This window comes from Sphingomonas sp. EU05-FHT14C10 (genome assembly GCF_058790595.1).
The window spans coordinates 2,696-22,406 of the sequence record NZ_JBYTEN010000018.1 but is presented as its reverse complement, the minus strand read 5'-3'; the positions used below and the strand labels follow the sequence as shown (position 1 = coordinate 22,406).

General features: G+C 65.5%; 17 protein-coding genes. 11 read left to right on the top strand and 6 right to left on the bottom strand.

The annotated features are described in order from the left end of the window. Window positions 1–3 precede the first annotated feature (3 nt). Genes AC3WT0_RS15495 through AC3WT0_RS15470 form a run of 6 tightly spaced genes read left to right on the top strand, consistent with a single transcriptional unit; the run spans window position 4 to window position 7,622 of the window. The gene (locus tag AC3WT0_RS15495) at window positions 4–1,065 is read left to right on the top strand and encodes an XrtA/PEP-CTERM system-associated ATPase (RefSeq protein ID WP_492754344.1); all 1,062 of its coding nucleotides are present in this window, start codon (window positions 4–6) and stop codon (window positions 1,063–1,065) included. Between the two features lie 22 nt (window positions 1,066–1,087). Further along, complete coding sequence (locus tag AC3WT0_RS15490; RefSeq protein WP_492754343.1) at window positions 1,088–1,933, top strand: XrtA system polysaccharide deacetylase; 846 nt, start codon at window positions 1,088–1,090, stop codon at window positions 1,931–1,933. Further along, the gene (locus AC3WT0_RS15485; RefSeq protein WP_492754342.1) at window positions 1,930–2,985 is read left to right on the top strand and encodes a FemAB family XrtA/PEP-CTERM system-associated protein; all 1,056 of its coding nucleotides are present in this window, start codon (window positions 1,930–1,932) and stop codon (window positions 2,983–2,985) included. Before AC3WT0_RS15490 ends, AC3WT0_RS15485 begins: the two co-directional genes overlap by 4 nt. Beyond that, on the top strand, window positions 2,985–4,175 hold the full coding sequence (locus AC3WT0_RS15480) for a TIGR03087 family PEP-CTERM/XrtA system glycosyltransferase (protein ID WP_492754341.1): 1,191 nt from the start codon (window positions 2,985–2,987) through the stop codon (window positions 4,173–4,175). The genes AC3WT0_RS15485 and AC3WT0_RS15480 overlap by 1 nt, the downstream gene beginning before the upstream one ends. Continuing rightward, window positions 4,172–5,674, top strand: coding sequence for an exosortase A (xrtA, locus tag AC3WT0_RS15475; RefSeq protein ID WP_492754340.1), 1,503 nt, complete (start codon window positions 4,172–4,174; stop codon window positions 5,672–5,674). Before AC3WT0_RS15480 ends, xrtA begins: the two co-directional genes overlap by 4 nt. A 10-nt stretch (window positions 5,675–5,684) precedes the next feature. Beyond that, the gene (locus AC3WT0_RS15470) at window positions 5,685–7,622 is read left to right on the top strand and encodes an XrtA/PEP-CTERM system amidotransferase (protein WP_492754339.1); all 1,938 of its coding nucleotides are present in this window, start codon (window positions 5,685–5,687) and stop codon (window positions 7,620–7,622) included. Here the strand turns inward: AC3WT0_RS15470 and truA are convergent. Both truA and fmt read right to left on the bottom strand, forming a co-directional pair. Then, entirely contained in the window at window positions 7,576–8,313 is a 738-nt protein-coding gene (gene truA / locus AC3WT0_RS15465) for a tRNA pseudouridine(38-40) synthase TruA (protein WP_492754338.1), read from the bottom strand. The genes AC3WT0_RS15470 and truA overlap by 47 nt on opposite strands. After that, a complete protein-coding gene (gene fmt / locus AC3WT0_RS15460; RefSeq protein ID WP_492754337.1) occupies window positions 8,310–9,218 on the bottom strand; it encodes a methionyl-tRNA formyltransferase in 909 nt (302 codons plus the stop codon). The genes truA and fmt overlap by 4 nt, the downstream gene beginning before the upstream one ends. A gap of 53 nt (window positions 9,219–9,271) precedes the next feature. On the opposite strand from fmt, the gene recR reads away from it, so the two are divergent. Both recR and def read left to right on the top strand, forming a co-directional pair. Continuing rightward, window positions 9,272–9,868 carry a recombination mediator RecR gene (recR, locus tag AC3WT0_RS15455; protein WP_492754336.1) on the top strand — a complete coding sequence of 199 codons (597 nt, stop codon included), beginning with the start codon at window positions 9,272–9,274 and terminating at the stop codon, window positions 9,866–9,868. Between the two features lie 48 nt (window positions 9,869–9,916). After that, complete coding sequence (gene def / locus AC3WT0_RS15450) at window positions 9,917–10,444, top strand: peptide deformylase (protein ID WP_492754335.1); 528 nt, start codon at window positions 9,917–9,919, stop codon at window positions 10,442–10,444. A gap of 293 nt (window positions 10,445–10,737) precedes the next feature. Here def and AC3WT0_RS15445 read toward each other — a convergent pair whose 3' ends face one another. After that, complete coding sequence (locus AC3WT0_RS15445; RefSeq protein ID WP_492754334.1) at window positions 10,738–11,175, bottom strand: winged helix-turn-helix transcriptional regulator; 438 nt, start codon at window positions 11,173–11,175, stop codon at window positions 10,738–10,740. Window positions 11,176–11,245: 70 nt separating this feature from the next. Here AC3WT0_RS15445 and AC3WT0_RS15440 point away from each other — a divergent pair, with 70 nt between their 5' ends. Then, a complete protein-coding gene (locus AC3WT0_RS15440) occupies window positions 11,246–12,052 on the top strand; it encodes an SDR family NAD(P)-dependent oxidoreductase (RefSeq protein WP_492754333.1) in 807 nt (268 codons plus the stop codon). A 39-nt stretch (window positions 12,053–12,091) separates the two neighbouring features. On the opposite strand, the gene AC3WT0_RS15435 is transcribed toward AC3WT0_RS15440, so the two are convergent. After that, window positions 12,092–13,762, bottom strand: coding sequence for a formate--tetrahydrofolate ligase (locus AC3WT0_RS15435; protein ID WP_492754332.1), 1,671 nt, complete (start codon window positions 13,760–13,762; stop codon window positions 12,092–12,094). Window positions 13,763–13,863: 101 nt separating this feature from the next. Here AC3WT0_RS15435 and AC3WT0_RS15430 point away from each other — a divergent pair, with 101 nt between their 5' ends. Continuing rightward, window positions 13,864–15,258, top strand: a complete 1,395-nt coding sequence (locus AC3WT0_RS15430; protein ID WP_492754331.1) for a DNA recombination protein RmuC — start codon at window positions 13,864–13,866, stop codon at window positions 15,256–15,258. Here AC3WT0_RS15430 and AC3WT0_RS15425 read toward each other — a convergent pair. Beyond that, window positions 15,255–16,298: an alpha/beta hydrolase gene (locus AC3WT0_RS15425; protein ID WP_492754330.1), complete on the bottom strand. Its 1,044-nt coding sequence runs from the start codon at window positions 16,296–16,298 to the stop codon at window positions 15,255–15,257. The genes AC3WT0_RS15430 and AC3WT0_RS15425 overlap by 4 nt on opposite strands. A 597-nt stretch (window positions 16,299–16,895) precedes the next feature. Here AC3WT0_RS15425 and AC3WT0_RS15420 point away from each other — a divergent pair. Then, complete coding sequence (locus AC3WT0_RS15420; RefSeq protein WP_492754329.1) at window positions 16,896–18,419, top strand: recombinase family protein; 1,524 nt, start codon at window positions 16,896–16,898, stop codon at window positions 18,417–18,419. A gap of 67 nt (window positions 18,420–18,486) precedes the next feature. Here AC3WT0_RS15420 and AC3WT0_RS15415 read toward each other — a convergent pair. Further along, window positions 18,487–19,711 (bottom strand): type IIL restriction-modification enzyme MmeI (locus AC3WT0_RS15415; RefSeq protein WP_492754328.1); only part of this gene is annotated, 1,225 nt, incomplete at its 5' end.

Genomic DNA, 19,711 nt, shown 5'->3' with positions numbered 1-19,711 from the left:
AAGGTGTACAACAGCTTTTACGGCCTGACCGATCGGCCCTTTCAGCTCACCCCGGATCCGCGCTTCTATTTCGAGAGCGCGACGCACCGGAAGGCGATGGCCTATCTCGGCTATGGTCTCGCGCAGGGAGAGGGTTTCATCGTCATCACGGGTGAGATCGGATCGGGCAAGACGACGCTGACGGGGCACATGATGCAGACCGTCGATCCTGCGCGGCTGACGGCGGCGCAGATCACGACGACTCAGGTCGATGGTGACGACATGCTCCGCCTCGCCGCGCAAGGCTTCGGCATCGATATAGATGGTGCAGATAAGGCAAGCATTATCAAGAAAATGGAAGAGTTTCTTATCGATCAATCTCGGATCGGTAAGCGCAGCCTTCTGATCGTTGACGAAGCGCAGAACCTGCCGTTCGAGACGCTCGAAGAGCTGCGCATGCTTTCCAACCTTCAGGCGCATGGCCATGCGCTGCTCCAGATCTTCCTGCTCGGGCAGCCCGAGTTCCGCGATCGCCTGGCCGGTCTCGAGCAGCTTCGCCAGCGGGTCATCGCCACCCATCATCTCGAACCGATGCTGGCCGAGGAAGTCGAGCCTTATGTCGTGCATCGACTGGGCCTTGCCGGCTGGACAGGAAACCCCGAATTCACCCCCGATGCATTCGTCGCCATCCATCGCTTCAGCGGCGGCATACCGCGCCGGATCAACGCGCTCGTATCGCGGGTGCTGCTGCTCGGCGCGATCGAAAAGCTGGCGCTGATCGACGGCGCGACCGTGGATCGTGTCATCGCCGATTTCGAGCACGACGCAACCGCGCCGGTCGCCGCGGTTTACGCCGCCATGACCGAGGCTCCGGACGCGGTCGTGGAGCATGAGGCGATAGCCGCCGCCGTCGTGGCGTCGTCCACGCCCGATCCTGCGCTCGTCGCGCGGGTCGAAGCACTCGAGGCGCAGGTCGCGGCGCAGGATGCGGTCATCCGCCGCGTGCTCGCGCTGCTCCTCGACTGGGTCGAGACCGAGCAATATCCGCCGATCCCGACCGGCTATATGCGCGACAGCGCGGCCTGAAGTCGCTTCGGGGGGCAAGCCCATGCTCAACGCGCTGTCAGTCGACGTCGAGGACTGGTTTCAGGTCGGCGCGTTCGAGCGGGTGATCGCGCGCGAAGATTGGCCGGCCCTCGAATCACGCGTCGAACGTAACAGCGATGCCGTGCTCGATCTGTTTGACCGTGCGGGCGTGAAAGCGACATTCTTCATCCTTGGCTGGGTTGCTGAACGTCATCCGGCGCTGATCCGCCGCATCGTCGAACGGGGTCATGAAGTCGCCAGCCATGGCGTCGATCACGCCCGCGTCTTCACCTTCAGCGTCCAGCAGTTCCGCGACGACATCGATCGCGCGCGCAAGGTGATCGAGGATGCGGCGGGCATCGCAGTCACCGGCTATCGCGCACCGAGCTTCTCGATCGACGCACGTACGCCCTGGGCGCATGAGGCGCTGGCCGAAGCGGGTTACGCCTATTCCTCGAGCGTCGCGCCGGTGGTCCACGATCATTATGGCTGGCCCGAAGCACCGCGCTTCGCCTTTCGTCCCGTAGCCGGGAGCCCGCTGGTCGAACTGCCCGTCACCACCGCGCGTTTCGCAGGGCGCACGCTCGCTGCCGGCGGCGGGGGCTTTTTCCGACTGCTGCCTTATTGCTTCTCGGCATGGGCGATCAGCCGTGTGAATCACCGCGAAGGCCGCCCCGCCATCTTCTATTTCCATCCCTGGGAAATGGATCCCGGCCAGCCACGCGTAACCGGCGCGCCGCTGCGTTCGCGTTTGCGTCATTATAGTCGACTCGATGCGATGGCGGGTAAGCTCGATCGTCTCCTTTCCGAATTTGCGTGGGGTCGCGTCGATGCCGTCGCTGCCGATCAGGCGCGGAGGCTGGCGTGAATGTCGCCGCGCCTCGTTCCTTCCTAGAGCTTCGCGAAGCCTCGCTCGGTGACACGCGCGAGGCGGCTGCGATCGATGCCTTCGTCCGCGAACATCCCGAAAGCACGCCGTTCCATCTGACCGGCTGGAGCCGGGCGGTCGTCGCGGGCTGCCGTCAACGCGCGCATTTCCTGGTCGCTGGGCAGGGCGCGCGGATCGAAGGTGTGTTGCCGCTGACCGAAATAGCGTCGCCCCTGTTCGGCCGCGCGCTCGTCTCGGCGGGGTTCGCGGTAGCCGGCGGCATCCTCGCTACGACGCCTGCGGCGGAGGTCGTGCTTGCGCATGCAGCGCGACGACTCGCCGAAACACTCGGTTGCGCGCTCGAACTGCGCGGCGGCTCCGCGCCCGGCGAAGGCTGGATAGTCGACGATGCGACCTATGCCGGCTTCGCGCGTCCGCTCGCTGCCGACGATGACGCCGAACTCAAGGCCATCCCACGCAAGCAGCGCGCCGAGGTGCGTCGCGCGCTCGGCTTCGACTTGAGCATCGAAACCGGGGGCACCCCCCGCGATCGCGCCGCACACTATGCGGTCTATGCCGAGAGCGTCCGCAATCTCGGTACCCCCGTTTTTCCCCAGACACTCTTCCAATATGTCCTGAATGAATTCGTGGAACATGCTGATATATCGACAATTAGGAGAGATGGTCGTCCCGTCGCCAGCGTCCTCAGCCTCTACCATCGCGACAGCATCATGCCCTATTGGGGTGGCGGCACGCGCGAGGCGCGGGAATGGCGCGCCAACGACCTCCTCTATTTCGCGCTGATGCGCAATGCGCGCGAGCGCGGCTGCACGCGCTTCGACTTCGGTCGATCGAAGGTCGGGACAGGCGCCTATGCCTTCAAGAAAAATTGGGGCTTCGAGCCCGCCCCGCTTCGTTATGCCACGCTGGGTCCGGCGCGCGCGATCAACCCGCTAGATCCGCGCTACCGCCTCCAGATCGCACTCTGGAAGCGATTGCCGCTTGCGATCGCCAATCGTATCGGCCCGGTGATCGCGCGCGGCCTCGGCTGATGGCGGGCGAGATACTCTTTCTCGCGCATCGCGCGCCTTTCCCGCCCGATCGGGGCGATCGGATGCGGGCCTGGCCAATCCTTCGCACGCTCGCCGAACTGGCACCCACGCATCTCGTCTGTTTCGCCGAGAGACAGGCCGAGGCGGACGCGCTTGGTCCGATCCTTCCGCTGCTCGCCAGCCATCGCGTCGAACCACGCGCGCCAGTCGGCGCCATGATGGCGCTCCGCGCGATTGTCGGCAGACGTCCGGTTTCGCTTGCCGCCTTCGAAAGCCCGGTGCTCGCCGCCTATGTCGAGGGCCTCCTGGCGGAGCGCGACATCGCGCACATCTACGCCTTCTCCAGCCAGATGGCGCAGTTCGTTCCTGCCGACCGAGGCTTCGTCATGGATTTCGTCGATGTCGATTCGGCAAAGTTCGAAGCCTATGGCCGCAGCCCCTTTGGCTGTATCTACCGCCGCGAAGCGCGCTTGCTCGCCCGCTGGGAAGCCGAAGTTGCGGCGCGCGCTGATCGCAGCCTGTTCGTCAGCGACGCCGAAGCCGCGCTGTTCCGTGCCCGCAGCGGGCAAGATGATCGCATCGGGACGCTCGCCAACGGTATCGATCCCGATCGCTACGATCCCTCGACGCCCTCCGAGATGGCAAAAGAGCATGGGCCGCTCATCGCCTTCACCGGCCAGATGGACTATCGGCCCAATGTCGAGGCCGTCGTCCGTTTCGCTCGTGACACGCTGCCGTTGATCCGCGCGCGGCGGCGCGACGCCCGCTTCGCTATCGTCGGCCGCGCGCCCGCTGCCGAGGTCAGGGCGCTGACCCGCCAGGCCGGCGTCATCGTCACCGGTGAAGTCCCGGATATCCGGCCCTGGCTCGCCGCCGCCGACATCGTCGTCGCTCCGCTCGCGGTGGCACGCGGGGTGCAGAACAAGCTGCTCGAGGCGATGGCGATGGCGCGCCCGGTGGTGGCGTCGTCCGCTGCGGCCGAGGGGCTCGACGTCATCGCGGACCGTGAACTCCTTATCGCCGACGGCGCGCCAGCCGAAGCCGGGGCCATTCTCACGCTCCTCGCCGATCCCATGCGTGCCGAGGCGATCGGAGTGGCGGCCCGCGCGCGAATGGTCAGCGACTATGGTTGGCCGGCGCGGCTCGCAGTGCTGCCGGCCTTGCTTGGCCTTGATGTGGTGCCTGCATGAACCCGGCGCTTACACTCGCTTCGCCGCGTCTCGCGACGGGCTGGCGCACCCAGCTGGCCTTGCTCGGCGCGATCTGGCTCGCGCTTCTTGTCCTTTTCCACCGCGATGCCGCCGCGATGGCGGACATCTGGTGGAACAGCTCGACCTTCAACCATATCCTGTTCGTGCCCTTCATTGTCGCCTGGCTTGTCGGGCTCAGGTCACAGGCGCTGCGGCATCTCACGCCTGCTGCATGGTGGCCGGGGCTGACTCTCGTCGCGGCCGGCGCGGCCGGATGGCTGATGGGCGGTGCGGCCGGCGTCGATTTTGCCTGTCAGCTCGGCCTCGTCCTGATGATACAGGGCACCGCGATCGCGTTGCTTGGCCCTGCAGTGTCGCGTGCGCTCGCTTTCCCGATTTTCTACGCGCTCTTTCTCGTCCCCTTCGGTGATGAGCTGGTGCCGCCGCTCCAGACGCTCACGGCGCGCATGTGCATGGCGCTGCTGCATATCAGCGGAGTGCCTGCGGCGATCGAGGGGGTGTATATCACCATTCCCAACGGCGCATTCCGCGTGGCCGAAGCCTGCTCGGGCGTGAAGTTCCTCGTCGCGATGATTGCCCTCGGGGCGCTGGCCGCCAATCTCTGCTTCCGGTCGTGGTCGCGGCGTCTTGGCTTCATGGCTGCGTGTATCATCGTGCCGATCCTCGCCAACGGCGTCCGCGCGTTCGGTACGATCTGGATCGCCCATCGGACCAGCAGCGATTTCGCCGTCGGGGTCGATCATGTCATCTATGGCTGGTTTTTCTTCGCCTTCGTGATCGCGCTCGTCATGGGCTGCGCGTGGCCATTTTTCGATCGTCGTCCCGGCGATCCCTGGTTCGACGTCGATCGCCTCGCGCGGCTCCGCTTCCGCTCCGCGAGCTCGCTTGCGGTTGCGCTTGCCTGTCTCGCGCTTGCCGTCGCGCCCTTGTTGTGGAGTGGAGCAGGCGCGGCTGCACCGGCATCACGCCCCGCATCACCCGCCGTTCCGGGCTGGACGCGCGTCGGGGCGCCGCCTGCCACGCCGTGGCGTCCACGCTTTGCCGGTGCCGATCATCTTGTCATGGCGCGCTATCGCGACGCCAGCGCCGTTAGCGTCGATCTCGCGATCGCCGTCTACGCCGATCAGCGGTGGCGGGAGATGATCGGATATGGTCAGGGGGCGATCGACCCTGACGGCGAATGGCAATGGCTGGCCGACGGCACCCCGGTCTCGGGCGGCAAGTCCCAGCGCATCGCGGCACCGGGCGGGGCTGAGCGCGAGGTCGTCACCTTCTACCGCGTTGGCAATCTCGTCACCGGCAGCGAAGGTGAGGCCAAGCTGGAAACCATGAGGGTGCGCCTTCTCGGTGGCCCTCAGCGTGCAGTTGCGATCGTCGTGTCGGCCGAAGGCGATGGCGCGCGCGCAGCGGTGGAACGGTTCATCGTCGCGCTCGGCCCCATCTCGGCTCTTGCCGACAGAGCCGCCGGGCTGGAATAGGCAGCCCACCATGTGCGGCATCGCCGGAATCTTCCATATCCAGACGGCCAAGCCCGTCGATCCTGAGCGGGTCCGGGCGATGGCCGACGCGCAGGCGCATCGCGGCCCCGATGGTTCGGGCGTTTGGACCGCGTCCGGTGTCGGGCTCGGCCATCGCCGCCTGTCGATCATCGATATTGAGGGCGGCGCGCAGCCGATGGTCAGCGAGGATGATCGCATCGTCGTGACCTATAATGGCGAGATCTATAATTTCGCCGAGGTTCGCGCCGATCTGCAGGCGCGCGGCCATATTTTCCGGACCGCCAGCGATACCGAGGTGGTCGTGCACGGCTGGCGCGAATGGGGACCTGATTGCCTCGAACGCTTCGATGGCATGTTCGCTTTCGCGCTGTTCGACGCCGGCCGGCAATGCCTGTTCCTCGCACGCGACCGGCTGGGCGTGAAGCCGCTGCATTATGCCCTTTTGGGCGACGGAAGTTTGATATTTTCTTCCGAGTTAAAAGGGTTGCTGGCGCATCCTCTTATACGTCGCGAAATCGATCCGCGCGCGATCGAGGATTATCTCGCCTTCGGTTATGTGCCCGACGACGCCTGCATCGTTGCTGGCGTGCGTAAACTTGCGGCCGGGCATCATCTGCTGGTCGAGCGCAAGCGCGGCCTGCCCGAACCTTCGCGCTGGTGGGATGTCGATTTCACTGCGCGTGCCGGCGGATCGGCGGCGAAGCTCGGCGATCAGCTGCGCGATCATATGCGCCGCGCCGTTCGTTCCCGTATGGTCGCCGATGTGCCGCTCGGCGCATTTCTATCGGGCGGCGTCGACAGCAGTTCGGTCGTCGCGCTGATGGCGGAGGCAAGCCCGCGTGCGGTCAATAGCTTCTCGATCGGCTTCGGCGAGGCCGGGCATGACGAAAGCGCCTATGCCGCGCGGGTCGCCGAGCGTTTTGCCACCGATCACCACAGCCGCATCGTCGCGGCCGACGATTTCGCGCTGATCGATACGCTCGCCGCCACGTTCGACGAGCCTTTCGCCGATGCTTCCGCGCTTGCCACCTATCGCCTGTGCCAGCTGGCACGTGATCATGTGAAGGTCGCGCTTTCGGGCGATGGCGCGGATGAGGCCATGGCGGGTTATCGTCGCTACCGCTTCCACGTCGCCGAGGAGCGCGTTCGTGCGCTGCTGCCAGGTCGGCTGCGTCGCCCGCTGTTCGGGGGGCTCGGCAATCTTTATCCGAAGGCCGACGGCCTGCCGCGTCCGTTGCGCGCGAAGGCTACCCTGCTCGCGCTCGGGATGGATGAAGGCGAGGCCTATGCCCGCGCGGTCGGGATCACGTCGCCGGAACTGCGCGCAAAGCTGTTCAGTCCCGTCTTCCGTCGCGAGCTTCAGGGGCACCGCGCCGAGCATCGTTATGTCAGCGCCATGCGCTATGCGCCGGCAGACAGCGCGCTCGATCGTGCTCAATATGCCGACCTCAAGATCTGGCTGCCCGGCGACATCCTGACCAAGGTGGACCGGACAAGCATGGCGGTGGGGCTCGAGGCGCGAGAGCCGTTGCTCGATCACCAGCTCGTTGCGTTCGAGGCCAGTCTCTCGCCTTCGCTGAGATTACGGAGAAGCGAAGGCAAGTGGCTGATGAAGAAGGCAATGGAATCCTTTTTGCCGCGCGACATCCTCTACCGGCGAAAGATGGGGTTCGTCACGCCCGTGAGCGCATGGTTCCGGGGCGCTCTAGCCGACGAGGCCGGGGCGCTGGCACGTGCGCCGTTGCTCGGCGGCGGCGGCTGGTTCGATCCGGCGGCGATCGATGCGGTGGTTGCCGAGCATCTCTCGGGGCGGCGCGATCATGGCCGGCTGCTCTGGCAGCTCGTAATGCTCGAACGCGCGCTGGGGCGGCTGCTCGGCGTCAGTAACGAGCGCCCACGAAATAGAGCCCGTCCGGCGGCGCGTTGAAGCCCAGCGCCTCGCGGTCGCGCGCGTCGAGCGCGGCTTTCAGGTCCGCCGCTTCCCATTTTCCTTCGCCGACAAGTCCGAGGCAGCCGACCATCGATCGGACCTGATGATGGAGGAAGGACCGTGCCTCGGCGAAGACGGTGATCCGGTCGCCCGCGCGCGTCACGTCGAGTCGATCGAGCGTGCGGACCGGGCTGTCGGCCTGGCAGTGGGCCGAACGGAAGGTCGTGAAATCGTGGCGGCCGACGAGCAACTGCGCGGCTGCGTGCATGGCTTCGGCGTCGAGGGGTTTGGGGATGCGCCAGGCGAGCCCGGCCTCGAAGGTCAGCGGGGCGCGACGATTGGCGATACGATATTGATAGGCGCGGCCGAGGCAGGAGAAGCGGGCATGCCAGTCGTCCGCAACGATCTCGCAGTCGAGTATCGCGACGGGATCGGGGCGGAGCAGCGCGTTCAGCCCTTCGATCAGCCGGAAGGGCGTGACGGACTTCGCGACATCGAGATGCGCACGCATGGCGGTTGCGTGGACGCCGGCATCGGTGCGGCCTGCGGCGTGCACGGCAACCTCTTCGCCCAGCATGCGAAAGGCGGCGCTTTCGATCGCTTCCTGCGCGCTCGGGCCATGGTCCTGGCGCTGCCAGCCCATGAACGGCCGCCCGTCATATTCGATCGTCAGTGCGAAGCGGGTCAAAGCCGGGTTCCTGCGGCTATCGGGAAACCGCGGAGCAGATCGGCAACCGTCATCGATCCGCGCCCGGCGCGCTGGACGATTTCGGGCCTGATCGCGCCTTCGCCGCATGCGATCGCCAGCTGGTCGTCGAGGACGGTGCCGGGTTCGGCATTGTGAAGACCGCTCAGGATCGACGCGCGTAGCAGCTTGATCCGCTCGCCCGCATGTTCGAACCAGGCGCCGGGCACGGGATTGAAGGCGCGGACATGCCGTTCGACCTGCGCGGCATCCGCGCTCCAGTCGATGCGGGATTCGGTCTTGTCGATCTTGGAGGCATAGGTCACGCCCTCCCCGGGCTGGATCGCCGGCGGATATGCCGCCAGATCGCGCAGGACCGCAGCCATCAGCCGCGCGCCGCTCGTCGCCAGTTCGTCAGTCAGTTCGCCTGCGGTCTTCGCGGCGACAGGCGTCTCGACCGTCGCGAGCATCGGTCCGGTATCGAGGCCGGTCTCCATCTGCATGATGGTGACGCCGGTCGTCGCGTCGCCCGCGAGGATCGCGCGCTGGATCGGCGCCGCGCCGCGCCAGCGGGGGAGGAGAGAGGCGTGGACGTTGAGGCAGCCATGCACCGGCGCGGCGAGGATCGGGCGCGGCAGGATCAGGCCATAGGCCGCGACCACCGCGACATCGAGGCCGAGTGCGGCGAAGGCCGCCTGTTCGGCTCCGTCGCGAAGCGTGAGCGGGGTGCGGACCTCGATCCCCAGCGCCTCGGCGCGCTGGTGGACGGGGGTGGGAGTGAGCGCCTTGCCGCGCCCCGCGCGACGCGGCGGCTGGCTGTAGACGGCGGCGATGTCGTGCCCGGCCGCGACGAGTGCGTCGAGCGTCGGCACGGCGAAGGCCGGGGTTCCCATGAAGGCGATACGCATGATTTTGCTGAAACGCTTGGCAGCGGCGAGCGCAACCCCCTATTTGTTCGCGCATGGCTTCACAGGAAATAGAGGCGCTCACGCAGGCGCTGGCCCGGCTGCCCGGATTGGGGCCGCGATCGGCGCGCCGCGCGGTGCTGCATCTGATGAAGAAGCGCGAAACCGCGCTCGATCCGCTGCTCCGCGCTCTCGAGGCGGTAAGCGACCGGCTGGCGACCTGCCACATCTGCGGCAATGTCGATACGACCGACCCTTGCGCGATCTGCGCCGATCCGCGCCGCGATGCGCGGGCGCTGTGCGTGGTGGAGGAAGTGTCTGACCTGTGGGCGCTCGAGCGCTCCCGGCTTTTTCCGGGCCGTTTCCACGTATTGGGCGGCCGGCTGTCCGCGCTGGAAGGCGTGCGGCCGGAGGATCTGCGGATCGACAGCCTCGTCTCGCGCATCGCCGCCGGGGGCATCGACGAGGTGGTGCTGGCGATGAACGCGACGCTCGAGGGCCAGACCACGGCGCACTATATCGCCGAGCGGATCGAGGCCTATCCGGTGCGCCTGACCCAGCTTGCCCATGGCTTGCCGGTCGGCGGCGAGCTGGATTATCTCGACGAAGGCACGTTGGCGCAGGCGCTGCGCGCGCGGCGGCCCGTGGTTTGAGCCGGCGCCGATCTTGACCAAAATCGGCGTGAAACCTACATTCACGCCATGGCCATTCTTCCGATCATCGAGACGCCGGACCCGCGGCTGCGCGTTATTTCCAAGCCCGTCGAAACGGTCGACGACGAACTGCGCGCGCTGGTCGCCGACATGTTCGAGACGATGTACGATGCGCCGGGCATCGGTCTGGCGGCGATCCAGGTCGGCGTGCCCAAGCGGCTGCTGGTCATCGACCTGCAGGAGCCGGAGGAAGAAGGCGGCGAGGCCGTCCGCAAGCCGATGGTCTTCATCAATCCCGAGATTCTCGAGGAATCCGAGGAAACCCAGCCCTATAGCGAGGGTTGCCTCTCGGTTCCCGATCAATATGCCGAGGTACTGCGCCCGGCGGTGATCCGTGCCAAGTGGCTCGACGAGCATGGCAAGGCGCATGAGGAAACGCTCGACGGGCTGCTCGCCGTTTGCCTCCAGCACGAGATGGATCATCTCGAGGGCATCCTCTTCATCGACCATCTGTCGAAGCTGAAGCGCGACATGCTGCTGAAGAAGCTCGCCAAGGCACGTGCCAAGGCGGCCTGACCGCTTTTCTGTCATTGCGAGCATGGCGAAGCAATTCAGTGGGGCCGGTGCCGGACTGGATTGCTTCGCTGCGCTCGCAATGACGGTGCAGGCAGCGTCACGCTGGTCGCTGTAGGGAATGGCGGAAAAGCGCGATTCTGGTCTTCGGAAGTTGACAAAGTTGAGAGGCTGGAGCGGTCTTCTCAACTTCCGGGTTCGGGCGATGTCAAAGAGCAGGCGCGCGCGGCGCCGGCATCAGCATAACATCGCACGGCGGCTGTAGGACAGCGTTTCGGGCTCCGTCCGGCCCCGGGCTATTCCGGCAAGACGAACCTCAGCGGCCTGCTGCCGATCGGCGCGCCGGTAACGGCGTCGACCACCACGGGCTGGATCTGCTCGCCCGTCTCCTCATCGACGAAATAGCTGGTCGGGCCGCCGCCATGATGCTTGCGGCCCCACGCACCGATCGCCTGCAGGACGGGCAGGAAGTCGCGCCCGGCCTCGGTCAGCACATATTCGTCGCGCGGGGGGCGTTCGGAATAGCGGCGCTTTTCCAGCAGCCCGTCCTCGACGAGCGCGGCGAGGCGGCGCGTCAGGATATTGGGCGCGATGCCGAGGCTCTGGCGAATCTGGTCGAAGCGACCAAGACCAAGCCCGATGTCACGCAGGATCAGCATGCTCCATGCATCGCCGACACGGGCGATGCCGCGGGCGACGACGCAGATGCCGTCACAATCTTTGATATGCTCCATTGCAAAAAAATAGGCGAGTAACTATCAAAATGCAAGTGACTCGATCGGTCGAGTCGAATGGAGACTGACAATGAGCAATGCCCCCCTCGGAACCGCTGTCGTCACCGGTGCATCCAGCGGCATCGGCGCCGTCTATGCCGACCGCCTCGCCAAGCGCGGCTATGACCTGATCCTCGTGGCGCGCGACGCCGCCCGCCTCTCGGCGCTCGCCGACCGGCTGAAGGCCGAAACCGGACGCAACGTCGAAGTGCTGCAGGCCGACCTGACGGCCAGCGCCGATCTGACCAAGGTCGAGACGCGCCTCGCCAGCGACGCGGCGATCGCGCTGCTGGTCAACAATGCCGGCATGTCCCTCAATGGCGGCATCCTCGAAAACGACGCCGCTAATCTCAGCCGGATCATCGCGCTCAACATCACGGCGCCGACGGTTCTGGCCGGTGCGGCCGCCCGCGCCTTTGTCGCGCGCAAGGCCGGTGCGATCGTCAACATCGCGTCGGTCCTCGCTTTCGCACCCGAGATGTTCGACGGCGTCTATAGCGGCACCAAGGCCTATCTGCTCAACGTCAGCCTCTCGCTCTCGCAGCAGGGCAAGGCCGCCGGCGTCTATACGCAGGCCGTTCTCCCCGGCGCGACGCGCACCGAGATCTGGGAGCGTTCGGGCAAGGATGTCGAAGCCTTCCCGCAGGAAATGGTGATGGACGTTGACGATCTGGTCGATGCCGCGCTGCTCGGCTTCGATCGCCGCGAGGACGTGACCATCCCGCCGCTGGCCGACGAGAGCTTGTTCGAGACGATGAACAATGCCCGCATCGCGCTGGCGCCGCATCTTTCGAAGCGCGAGGTCGCGCCGCGCTATCGCGAGGCCGTCGACGCCTGAGCTCGTGGAGATGCTCCGGCGAAAGCCGGAGCACGCGACCTAGAACAAACCTTCGATGTGCCCGGCGGAGTCGATATGGATCGACTCCGCCGCCGGCTTTCTGGGGAGGCCGGGCATGGTCATGATTTCGCCGCAGATGGCGACGACGAAGCCCGCGCCAGCCGCCAGACGGACTTCACGCACCGGCACGACATGGCCGGTCGGCGCACCGAGCAGCGTCGGATCGGTCGAGAAGCTGTACTGCGTCTTCGCCATGCAGACGGGCAGGTGGGCGAAGCCCGCTTCCTCCCAGCGCTTCAGCTGGGCGTGGACGCTTGGATCGGCGATCGCTTCCTCCGCCCGGTAGACGCGCGTCGCCACCGTATTGATCTTGTCGAACAGCGATAGCTCATCATCATAGAGCGGCGCGAACTGTGCGGGGAGGCCGCTGGTGAGGCGCACAACCTCATGCGCCAGCGCCTCGGCGCCAGCGCTGCCCTCGGCCCAGTGGCGGCAGAGGATGGCCGTCGCGCCGTGGCTGGTCGCGATGCGCTCGACTTCGGCGACCTCGGCATCGGTATCGCTCGCGAAATGGTTGATCGCGACGACGACGGGCAGGCCATATTGACGGATATTCTCGATATGCCGGGCAAGGTTGACGCCGCCGGCATGGACCGCCGCGACATTTTCCGCCCCCAGATCCGCCTTGGCGACGCCGCCATTCATCTTGAGCGCGCGCACGGTCGCGACCAGCACCACCGCATCGGGGCGGAGACCGGCCTGACGGCACTTGATATCGAAGAATTTTTCAGCGCCCAGATCTGCGCCGAAACCTGCCTCGGTCACGATATAATCGGCGAGTGCGAGCCCGGCGCGCGTGGCGATCACCGAATTGCAGCCATGCGCGATATTGGCGAAGGGGCCGCCGTGGATGATCGCCGGATTGCCTTCGAGCGTCTGGACGAGGTTGGGCTTGATCGCTTCGGCGAGCAGCACGGCCATTGCGCCGTCTGCCTTCAGGTCGCGCGCGGTCACCGGCTTCCGATCGCGCGTGTAGGCGACGATGATGTCGCCCAGGCGGCGTTCCAGATCCTCCGTCCCGTCGGCGAGGCAGAGGATCGCCATGACCTCCGACGCGACGGTGATGTCGAAGCCCGATTCGCGCGGGAATCCGTTGGCGACGCCGCCGATCGACTGGACGATGTCGCGCAGCGCGCGGTCGTTCATGTCGAGCACCCGGCGCCAGACGATGCGGCGCACGTCGATGCCCAGCTCGTTGCCCCAATGGACGTGATTGTCGACCATCGCGGCGAGCAGATTGTGCGCAGCGGTGATGGCGTGGAAATCGCCGGTGAAGTGGAGGTTGATATCCTCCATCGGCACGACCTGCGCCATGCCGCCCCCGGTCGCGCCGCCCTTGGTGCCGAAGCAGGGACCGAGCGAGGGTTCGCGCAGGCACAGCGCCGTGCGCTGCCCGATGCGATTGAGGGCATCGGCCAGTCCGACCGACGTCGTGCTCTTGCCTTCGCCGGCCGGCGTCGGGTTGATCGCGGTGACGAGGATCAGCTTGCCTTCGCGGCCCTTGCCCTGGCTTTCGATCCAGCCCAGATCGATCTTGGCCTTGTGGCGGCCATAAGGCTCGATCGCTTCGTCGGGGATGTCGAGCTTTGCCGCGACCTGGCCAATGGGTTGAAGGCGCGCCGCGCGCGAAATCTCGATATCGCTTCTCATGGCGTTTCTAGAGCCGAGCACGGCGCGGCTTGCAAGCGGCTGTTGCCAAGCGGCGGCCGAACCGCCAATGTTGCCTGAATGTTCTTTCCGAAAGCCGCCTGATGGACCCGCTGATTCCCCTGTTGCTGATTGTCGCCCTGGCGATCGGGCTCGTCGTCGGCTGGCTGGCCTTCGGGCGGAGCGCGGTGACGCTGCGACGCGAGCGCGACAAATATCTGGAGAATTTCCGCGTCGCGATCACCGATCTGGCCGGTGCCGAGGAGCGCGCGAAGGCAGCGGGCGAGCTGCGCGTGGCGCTGGCGGAGGCGGAAAAGGGGCAGGGCGAGGCGAAGCAGGCGCTGGCGCGGCTGGAGGCCGAAAGGATCGAGCGCGATCGTGCATTCGAGGCGCGGTTGACCGAGCTGCGCGAAGCCAAGGATCAGCTCGCCGCCCAGTTCAGCGAGACGGCGGGCAAGCTGCTCAACGAGGCGCAGGCGCATTTCCTGAAGCGTGCCGACGAACGCTTCCATCAGGCGGGCGAAAAGAGCGAGGCGCATCTGAAGGCGCTGCTCCAGCCGGTCGAGGCGACGCTCAAGCGCTATGAGGAAGGGCTGGCCAAGGTCGAGAAGGATCGGGTGGACAGCTATGCCGGGCTGCGCGAGGCAGTCGAGCAGGTCCGTCTCGGGCAGACGGCGGTGAAGGACGAGGCGGCGCGACTGGTCAATGCGCTGCGATCGAGCCCCAAGGCGCGCGGGCGCTGGGGCGAGCAGCAGCTGCGCAACGTGCTCGAGATGGCGGGGCTGTCCGAACATGCCGATTTCCAGTCCGAAGTCTCGGTCAACACTGACGACGGGCGGCTGCGCCCCGACGTGATCGTGCGCCTGCCCGGCGGCAAGCAGTTGATCATCGACGCCAAATGTTCGCTCAACGCTTATCTCGATGCGTCGGAGACGGTCGACGAGGGTGAGCGGACGCGGCTGCTGACGATGCACGCTACGGCGCTGCGCAACCATGCCAACCAATTGGGGCAGAAAGCCTATTGGAGCCAGTTCGGCGATGCGGCCGACTATGTGGTGATGTTCATCCCCGGCGAGCATTTCCTGTCGGCCGCGCTCGAGCAGGACAATGAGCTGTGGCAATGGGCATTCGATCGCCGGGTGCTGCTCGCGACGCCGACCAATCTGATTGCGATCGCGCGCACCGTCTCGGCAGTGTGGCGGCAGGAAAAGCTGGCCGAGGAAGCCGCGACGATTGCGGCGCTGGGCAAGGAACTGCACGCCCGCCTTGCGACGATGGGCGCGCATGTTGGCCGGCTGGGGCGCAATCTGGAGCTGGCGACGGGGGCATATAACGCCTTTGTCGGCAGTCTCGAATCGCAGGTGATGTCGCAGGCGCGGCGCTTCGAGGCGCTGGAGGTGGCGGGAGGCGCCAAGTCCGTCGAGGATATTCCGATGGTGGAGGCCTTGCCGCGACCGCTCAAGCGGCTGGTGGAAGGCGGCGCTGCGGACGAAGGCTAGCGCGGCTTGCGGCCGAGATGTCGGTCGAAGAAGCGCGCGACGATATCGAACGCTTCCTGCGATTCGGGCATGTCGGGCCACATGAAGAAGGCATGGGGCAGGCCGTCGAAGAGCTGCAATTCGCTCGAGACGCCGGCGGCGGCGAGCTTCCTGTGGGCGAGGGTCAGCGTGCTCGCCGCGAAATCGCGGCTGCCGGCGAGAAGCAGGGTGGGCGGCATCGACTTGATCGTCGCCGGATCGTTCAGCGGATAGGCGAGGGGATCAGCCGCAGATACGCCCGCCATATAGGCGCTGGGGAGCGTGGCGGGCAGCGAGGGTGCGATCAGCGGCGCCCCGCCGGTCGTGACCGCCGCAAGATAGGGGCTGTCGCCGCTATAGGGCGCCCCCGTGCCGCAGAATGTGCCGATCGCGCCGGGGCGGGGGAGGTGCTGATGCGCGATCCACGCCGTCGCCTGCGCCGTGATGATGCCGCCCGCCGAGCAACCGTAGATGCCGATATTGGCGGCGGGATAGCGCTTGAGCAGATCGCGATAGACGGCGGTCACGTCTTCCGAGGCTGCTGGATAGCGATGCTCGGGCGCCAGCCGATAGTCGACGGTGACGACGCGGATGCCCATCGTCGCGGCGACGGGGATCGCCTCCACGAGAGCGCCGCTGCCCGACCCCCACATGAAGGCGCCGCCATGGACGTTGATCAGCACGCGTGCGCGGTCCTGCGGCGCGATGCCGGCGGCGGGATCGACGATGTCGACGGGGACGCCGCCGATCGTCTCGCGGCGCGCGGTGGTGCGGAAGCGGCGGCGCATCTCGGCCAGCCGATCATCGTTCCACCGGCCGTAAAAGGCACGCTGTCGCTGGACGTCGCCGCCGATTTCGGCGGGCGCGGTCGCAGCCTTCATCCGATCGAGGACCTGCACGGCTTCCGCGCTGAGCTGGTTGGAATCAGGCAGCAGGAAAGCGGGCACAGCCTGCGGCGGCGCGGCGACACCGTTGGACGAGGCGGCGATCAGCGATGCGATGAGAGCGATGTGCCGGATCATGGGCGGCGCTAATCCCGGAAACGGTGGTGACCCTCTTTCTCGGCGTTTCGAACTTTTTCCTGCTTTCTTCGGTCAAATCCCGGAAATTGGTCGAGCGCTACCGGGCCGCATTCCAAAATGCAGCCTGAGGCGGACGTTGAGCCCTTCGAAATTCGACATGCTTTCGTGGCACTGCCGATAAAGGGTTCATCGCCTCACCGGCGTGTAGCGCCTCTATGGCAGGTTCAATCGCACGCGGATTGATCGTCGGTCTCGATGACAACAACTCGCGGGTTCGTCCAGCGACAGACGGATTCCGAGGGCCGTTGCTGCCCGAACGGATATCATGGGTCTTCGGGCAGCTACAATCGGCAGGGCACTAAAATGCCGATTGGGCGGAAATCAGCATAAATAGGCCGGTTTCTGCGCGTCGGTGCCCTTTTTAGGTTCTGAAACCCGGGAGAGGGGGCCATGTACATTCTGCGAAGGTCGTCCGCGAAGCCTGGTAGAATGTTTCGGACATGAACCAACTTTGCCGCTTATAGGCCCACGCTTTCAACGCGTAAGCTGGAGCACACATTGGCAAGACCGAGACGGAAGGAGAGTGGATCGAAGGGGGTGAAGGCGAATGCGACCGGACTACGCAAGGCGGTGCTCTACGCCCGGGTATCGACGCGGGATCAGGAGCGGGAAGGCTATTCGATCCCTGCTCAGGTCAAGCTGCTCGAAGACTATGCCGTTCTCAACGGGCTGATTGTCGCCAGTAGCCATGTCGATGTGGAGACCGCGCGCAAGGTGGGGCGCACCGCGTTCGGCGAGATGCTGCGTTATCTACGCCGCCATCCCGATGTCCGCATCCTGCTCGTCGAGAAGACCGACCGGCTCTATCTCAACATCAAGGACTGGGCGATCATCGACGACCTTGGCATCGAGGTGCATTTCGTGAAGGAGAATTTCATCCTCTCCGACGAGTGCCGCTCCTCCGAGAAGTTCATGCACGGCATCAAGGTGCTGATGGCCAAGAGCTATATCGACAATCTATCCGAGGAAGCGACCAAGGGCATGGCGGAGAAGGCGCGTCAGGGGCTCTGGCCGTCGGGGGCACCCTTTGGCTATGCGAACGTCCTCGATCCGGGCGGACGCAAGATCGTGGTGGTCGATCCCGAGGTCGGTCCGCTCGCCACCCTCTTGTATGAATGGTTCGCGAGCGGTCGCTATACGCTGAGCACAATAACGGAGAAGGCACGTTTGGCCGGCTTTCGTGGGCGGCGGAGCCGAAAGCCGATCGGTAGTTCGACGATCCTCAATATCCTTCGCAACCGTTTCTACAGCGGGTCCTTCGACTGGGCCGGTGTCACCTATGCCGGCGTCCACGAGCCGCTGGTGTCGGTCGAGCTTTGGGAGGCGGTGCAGGAGATCCTCGACGGCCGGGCGATGACCAACATTCGTGCCAATTCCCGGGAATTTCCCTTCAGCGGATTGATCAGGTGCGGGCATTGCGGTTGCGCCGTGGTCGCGCAGATCAAGAAGGAGCGCTACATCTACTATCATTGCAGCGGCTATCGCGGGAAATGCCCCGAGCGCTATGTCCGCGAGGAGGTATTGGAAGAGAAACTCATCTCGGTGCTGAGCCGACTACAATGCAGCGACGCGGAATTCGATTTGGTGCGGCAGACCATCCTTGCGGGGCAACCTGCCACGAACCCCAACGAGCATGATCGCCGCTATCGCAAAAAGGGGCAACTGTTCCCCGCGCCTGGTGCGCTGATGCGCAATGCCATTGCCTATCTCGACATGGGGCGGCGTGCCCATCGCACGCTGGCTGGCCTGCCGACAGAAGACAAGCAACAGATGCTCAGCCTTACCCTTTCGGAATGTCATTGGGCCAATGGGGAGTTGAGCGTCGCGTTTCACCGGCCGTTCGAGCTTATGCTCGGGTGGCTCCGCCAGCTTCGCGGAGGCGGCGCGGATTCTGCTCATCGGTCATCAGCCGACCTGCGAGAGATGTTTCAGGATCCAGTGCCGGATGTGCGTCGCCTGATCGCCCGCTACAATGCGATGGTCGCGGTGCAGGCAGACGACGGGGCAGGGGAGGCCGCTTCTATCCAGGACAACTGGATATTGGAATGCGAGGCGGCGTGACGGGGGACTGACGAAGCGCATCTGAAATCGATCGGAAGGAACAGCATTTTTGTTGGCCTCGCGATCGCTATGCAGCATAGCGGCCGTTGCCCAAGCGTCGTGCCATGCCGATTCCGGCGAGCGCCTCCAGCACCGGCCGCACCGATGCGGCGCGTTTGCCGTGGAAAGATCGGGCGACGTCCTGCGGTGTAAGCGGTGCGGCGGCGGTGGCCAGAACGGACTGGACTGCGCTGACCTGTTCGGGCAGCGAGCCGGGCCAGGGGATAACATTGTCCAGTAGAGCAATCGGCGCCTCGCCCAGATCGAGCCTCTCGGCGATTGGTGCCTGATAATCGGGCGCCTGGAAGGACGGTCGCAGCCAGCGGATGAGACCTCGCGTCTCTTCCGCTGCTCGCGCCTCGTTGAGCGCTACAAGACGGAGCAGGATTTCTTCCTCTGTCAGATCGACGGGCCAACCATAGGCCTCGGCGACCAGCGCATCGATTGTGTCGTGCCGCTCGCGCAGCAGGGTGACGAGCCCGCGATCGTGTAAGTCCCGCTCGGGTGCCGTGAGCGCATGGCCGGACCGCAGCGCTTCGAGTACGTTGTAGAGCTTGGTGAGCGTGAGGTCGTCGTGCTCAGCGAGGACACGCTTGCGCAGGGCGTCGAGTTCTTCGGCCTCGGCATGGAGGCGATGCTTGAGCGGTTCAGATATGTCGGCAGGGAAGGGGAAAGGGTCGAAACAGCGGGATTTCACATAAACTGGATCATCACCGACGCCGAGCCTGCCCCCGCTCGTGGTTGCCCATGTGACGTGGATGCGGCTGGACAGCACGCCGAGACTATAGGCGTCGTCGAGGGCGACACAGGCTAGCTTGTTGTCCGGGACGATCGCTATCGGCAAGAACTGGAACACACGGTGCTTCGCCGTCTCGATGGTCGCGATATATCGGGTAAGGCCTCTTAACGCCTTGCGTAGTTCCGAACGTTGCTCGCCGAACAGCCACCAATTATCGCGATAGCTGGCACGATTGTTATGATCGCGATGCGGTTTTACCGTCGCGAGAAGGTGCTGGTAGATAGCGGGATGACGCTCCCGCACCTGCGCTTCGGATAGACCGAATAGATCGATGACGAATGCGCCGCGTGGCCGCGCCGCGAGGTCGCGACCGTTGCGATAGGCGAAGATGACCTGTGTCTCGTCCGATCTCCCGCTGTGGATCGAAACCTGCTGGCTGCTGGCTGCTGGCTGCTGGCTGCTGGCTGCTGGCTGCTGGCTGCTGGCTGCTGGCTGCTGGCTGCTGGCTGCTGGC

Bases quoted from the DNA above. Each gene is read 5' to 3' on its own strand.
- AC3WT0_RS15430 (WP_492754331.1), top strand. From the start codon at position 13,864: ATGGACCCGCTGATTCCCCTGTTGCTGATTGTCGCCCTGGCGATCGGG.
- AC3WT0_RS15435 (WP_492754332.1), bottom strand. From the start codon at position 13,762: ATGAGAAGCGATATCGAGATTTCGCGCGCGGCGCGCCTTCAACCCATT.
- def (WP_492754335.1), top strand. From the start codon at position 9,917: ATGGCCATTCTTCCGATCATCGAGACGCCGGACCCGCGGCTGCGCGTT.
- AC3WT0_RS15490 (WP_492754343.1), top strand. From the start codon at position 1,088: ATGCTCAACGCGCTGTCAGTCGACGTCGAGGACTGGTTTCAGGTCGGC.
- xrtA (WP_492754340.1), top strand. From the start codon at position 4,172: ATGAACCCGGCGCTTACACTCGCTTCGCCGCGTCTCGCGACGGGCTGG.
- recR (WP_492754336.1), top strand. From the start codon at position 9,272: ATGGCTTCACAGGAAATAGAGGCGCTCACGCAGGCGCTGGCCCGGCTG.
- AC3WT0_RS15425 (WP_492754330.1), bottom strand. From the start codon at position 16,298: ATGATCCGGCACATCGCTCTCATCGCATCGCTGATCGCCGCCTCGTCC.
- AC3WT0_RS15445 (WP_492754334.1), bottom strand. From the start codon at position 11,175: ATGGAGCATATCAAAGATTGTGACGGCATCTGCGTCGTCGCCCGCGGC.
- AC3WT0_RS15480 (WP_492754341.1), top strand. From the start codon at position 2,985: ATGGCGGGCGAGATACTCTTTCTCGCGCATCGCGCGCCTTTCCCGCCC.
- AC3WT0_RS15440 (WP_492754333.1), top strand. From the start codon at position 11,246: ATGAGCAATGCCCCCCTCGGAACCGCTGTCGTCACCGGTGCATCCAGC.
- AC3WT0_RS15470 (WP_492754339.1), top strand. From the start codon at position 5,685: ATGTGCGGCATCGCCGGAATCTTCCATATCCAGACGGCCAAGCCCGTC.
- fmt (WP_492754337.1), bottom strand. From the start codon at position 9,218: ATGCGTATCGCCTTCATGGGAACCCCGGCCTTCGCCGTGCCGACGCTC.